A 1,241-nucleotide genomic window follows, 5' to 3' on the forward strand; every position below is an offset into this window, starting at 1 on the left:
GCCATGCTCGGCCTGCCGCTGGCGTTGACCTTGTCCGGCCGCGCCCGCCGCATCGAAGACCGGCTGGCGCAGACCACGCTGGAGATGAAGGTCGCCGGGACACGGGACAGCCAGACCTTGCTGGCCGATCTGACCGAACTTGCGGCGGAGCTGGAGGCGGACGCGGCGTCGAGCCTTTACCGTTTCGGCGCCAGCCGCGCCTATGACGGCATCGTCGGCGAACGGCTGGACGCACTCGAGGAAGAGGCTGTGCCCGGCTATGACACATGGCGCGGGTTCCTGCAGCGCCGTGTGGCGCCCGCAATGCGCACCTGCCGCTCGGTCGAGGAGCGGCAGGAAAATCTATCGCGAAAACTGACCCGCGCCACGACGCTGCTGCGCACCTGGGTCGATGTCGAGGTCGAGAAGCAGAACCGCGACCTGCTTGCCTCGATGAACAACCGGGCCCGCCTGCAATTGCGCCTGCAGCAGACCGTCGAGGGGCTCTCGGTCGCCGCCGTCTCCTATTATGTGGTCGGCCTTGTCGGCTATGTCGCCAAGGGCGCCTCGATCTTCGGCCATGCCTTCGCGCCGGAGATCATTACCGCTGCTTCGGTGCCTGTCGCCATCCTGCTGGTCTGGTGGGGCGTGCGCCGCGTGCGCCGGATGCACTCCGAACCCGGCAAGCCGCCCGGCGAATAGCAGCGGCAGATTGCCGCTGCGTAAGCCTGTCTCCGCCTTGAAGTTGGATTCGCCGCCATTACAGGATTTGCACCCAACGCGCTTCACTGGTAAAAGATTTTGACCAGTCAAGCGAAATGAGGCTGCTGATGTCCGGCCTGGCCATGCCGAAACCAGACGATGCCACGATGCGCCGGCGCGACGAGATCGTCGCCGACATGCGCATCATCGTGCCGGGTGAGGGCGTTGTCGACGCCGCCAATTCCATGCGCGCTTTCGAGAGCGACGGCCTGACCGCCTATCGGCAGCTGCCGCTGGTTGTCGTGCTGCCGCAAACGGTGGCGCAGGTTTCGCGCGTGCTGAGATACTGCAACGACCGCAACATCCGCGTCGTGCCGCGCGGCTCCGGCACCTCGCTGTCGGGCGGGGCGCTGCCGCTCGAGGACGCGGTGCTGCTGGTCATGAGCCGTTTCAACCGTATCCTCGGGATCGATTTTCCCAATCGCGTCGTCGTTGCCCAGCCGGGCGTCACCAATCTCGGCATCACCACCGCCGTCGAGCAGGAGGGCTTTTACTACGCC

At 65.9% G+C, this 1,241-nt stretch carries 2 protein-coding genes; both read left to right on the forward strand.

Annotated features, from left to right (window positions below; translation table 11 throughout):
• A partial coding sequence (locus tag EN991_RS36800) for a DUF3422 family protein (protein ID WP_127370552.1) occupies positions 1–681 on the forward strand: 681 nt, incomplete at its 5' end.
• A 128-nt stretch (positions 682–809) separates the two neighbouring features.
• A partial coding sequence (locus EN991_RS36805) for an FAD-binding protein (RefSeq protein ID WP_127370553.1) occupies positions 810–1,241 on the forward strand: 432 nt, incomplete at its 3' end.

It is taken from the genome of Mesorhizobium sp. M7A.F.Ca.US.005.03.2.1, from assembly GCF_003997795.1.
Taxonomy (GTDB): domain Bacteria; phylum Pseudomonadota; class Alphaproteobacteria; order Rhizobiales; family Rhizobiaceae; genus Mesorhizobium; species Mesorhizobium ciceri.